A 2482-nucleotide genomic window follows, 5' to 3' on the forward strand; every position below is an offset into this window, starting at 1 on the left:
GGGCTTTCCGCCGAAGAACTGCGTCGCCAGCGCCACCAGCGGCTGATCGCCGCCGGCACCGCGCTGTTCGGCGAACGCGGTTACGCCGCCACGCCGATCGAGGCCGTATGCAGCCAGGCCAAGGTCTCGACCCGGCATTTCTACGAACAATTCGGCGGGCGCGAGTCGATCCTGCACGCCGTTTACGATGCACTGGTGCAGGAAATGGAGGGCCTTATCCGGGCCGCGCTGACCACGCGGGGCGCTTCGCTCACGCAGCGGGTCGCCGACACCATCGAATCGGCGGTGCATTTCCTGCTGATCGATCCGCGTCGCGGCCGGATTATCTGCATCGAGGCGGTAGGCGTGTCGGAGGCGATGGAAAAAAAGCGCCGCGGCACCACCCATGCACTGGCCGATATTATCCGACGCTATGCCGCGCTGATGGCCGAATCGGGCGTTCTGCCGGAACGCGACTATCGCCTGCCGGCGGTCGCGCTCGTGGGCATGTTCAATGAACTGGTCGCCGAATGGCTGACCGAGGATACCGGTCTGAGCGCGGCCGAAATGGCGCGCGAGGCCAAGATCATGTTCCGCGCGATGATCTTCGGCGCCCAGCACTACGAAGCCACCGACCGGCCCGGGGACACGCCGGCGGCGGAGAATTAAGGCCCCCTGAAGCGCATCTTCATCAATCGTCGTTGGCCGAATCGGCGCGCAGGTTGTCGATCAGCGAGCGCGTCTGGGCGCGGGCGGCGGTGACGAAACGGTGCATATCGGCCAAGCGCATCTGGGCGCCCCGGTTGGCGTCGTCGATCTCGTCCTGCGCGGTGGACAGCGATTCGCCGAGCACGCCCATGCGCTCAAGATAACCCTCCATCACGCGCAGGTAATGGCGCGGCGCAAGTTGGTAGTAATCCTGACGGTCGCCGGGCACGGCGGTGGCATCGAGTACGCCCAGATCGCGCAGCATCCGGGCGTTGGTGGAAATGCTGGCGCGCGAAACCCGGAGTTCGCGGGCCAGCGCCGATAGGCTAGTCGGTCCGCCGTGGATGATGAAATAGCCGATAATCCGGCCGGCGATCCGCGGCAGCCCGTCGCCTTGGGCAGCCAGGCCCATGCGCTCGATAAATGCCGAGATTGCGCGTTCGTCATCAGACATTTGGCCAAGATTATGGACCGGCCGTCGGGGCGTCAATCGTTTGACAATCACACCGCGCGCCGCGCTTACTCGAAGCTACGAATTGCGCTACGGCGAGGCCTTCATGCCGCTCTGCCCCGAGCTGGTCAAACCGACGCCGGACACCCTGTTCAGCGCGCCCGAAAACGGCGAACGCGCGAATGTCGAGACCCGGCTGAGCCGGTTGGTCGGTTATCTCACACCGATCGACCGCTTCTACGTGCGCAACCACGGCGCGACGCCGCGCATCGAGCGCGATAGCTGGCGGCTCGAACTCGAAGGCGACGGTCTAAAACAGCCGGCCACGCTCGATTACGACGCGCTTTGCGCTCTGCCCCGGGTTAGCCTCGTACGCGCCGTCGAATGCGCGGGCAATGCCCGCAGCTTCTTCAAATCGCGCTTCGGCCATCAGGCCGGCGGCGCCCAATGGCGGACCGGCGCCATCGGCGTCGCCGAATGGTCCGGCGTGCGCCTGCGCGACGTGCTCGCCCTGGCCGGCGTGCGCGACGCCGCCGTGGATATTCTGCCCGAAGGCCTGGACGACGTTCGCTACGCCCGGCCGCTTCCGATCGACAAAGCGCTGGCCGACGACACGCTGATCGCGCTGGCCATGAACGGCGAACCCCTGCCGTCCGACCACGGCTTCCCGGCACGCCTGATCGTGTCCGGCTGGCTGGGCGCGGCCAGCGTGAAATGGCTCGGGCGCATCGAAGTGGCCTGCCGGGCGCTGCACACGCATTGGAACAAGACCGAGTACACCCTGGCCGGCCCGAGCTGGCCGGAACGGCCGCCGGCCGACGGCGTGCCGGTGAGCGTGATGCCGGTGATGAGCGTGGCCGAGCTGGATTGGCCGGCGCATCTAGCCGCCGGCCGTCGGGTGATCCGCGGCCGGGCGTTTTCCGGCGAGGCGCGCGTGGCGCGCGTGCAGTACGCCGTCGACCACGGCCCCTGGCGCGAAGCCGAACTCGGCACGCCGAATATCGCGGCGGCCTGGGTATGCTGGTCGTTCATCTGGAACGCGACGCCCGGCAACCATACGCTGCGCGTACGCGCCGTCGACGAGCATGGCCAGGTTCAGCCGGACGAGGTCGAGTGGAACGATCACGGCGTGCTGTTCAATGCCGTGGTCGCGCATCCGCTGCGCGTGGCGGGCTATTAATGTGGCAACAAAACAGCCGAAAGATCGGCTGTTTTCAACGCCTCGCCAAATCCAGGCCGGCGCATGTCCGGCCTGGATTTGACAAGGCTTCGCGGCTTGACGCCGCGGCGGCCCGCTTGCGCGGTCCGCTTTATTAAGCCGATGGTCGTTCATCTATTTTGATG

At 66.6% G+C, this 2482-nt stretch carries 3 protein-coding genes; 2 read left to right on the plus strand and 1 reads right to left on the minus strand.

Going from position 1 to position 2482, the window contains the following annotated elements:
• On the plus strand, nt 1-648 hold a 648-nt coding region (locus VFJ08_RS00935; RefSeq protein ID WP_324994206.1), incomplete at its 5' end, for a TetR/AcrR family transcriptional regulator.
• 22 nt (nt 649-670) lie between these two features.
• On the opposite strand, the gene VFJ08_RS00940 is transcribed toward VFJ08_RS00935, so the two are convergent.
• On the minus strand, nt 671-1141 hold the full coding sequence (locus tag VFJ08_RS00940) for a GbsR/MarR family transcriptional regulator (protein WP_324994208.1): 471 nt from the start codon (nt 1139-1141) through the stop codon (nt 671-673).
• A 40-nt stretch (nt 1142-1181) separates the two neighbouring features.
• Here VFJ08_RS00940 and VFJ08_RS00945 point away from each other — a divergent pair, with 40 nt between their 5' ends.
• On the plus strand, nt 1182-2318 hold the full coding sequence (locus VFJ08_RS00945) for a sulfite oxidase (protein ID WP_324994210.1): 1137 nt from the start codon (nt 1182-1184) through the stop codon (nt 2316-2318).
• Nucleotides 2319-2482: the final 164 nt, after the last annotated feature.

It is taken from the genome of Salinisphaera sp. (assembly GCF_035690525.1).
In the GTDB taxonomy this organism is placed as follows: Bacteria; Pseudomonadota; Gammaproteobacteria; order Nevskiales; family Salinisphaeraceae; genus Salinisphaera.

Excerpts from the sequence above, each read along its gene's own strand:
- VFJ08_RS00940 (WP_324994208.1), bottom strand. The coding sequence starts at position 1,141 with ATGTCTGATGACGAACGCGCAATCTCGGCATTTATCGAGCGCATGGGC.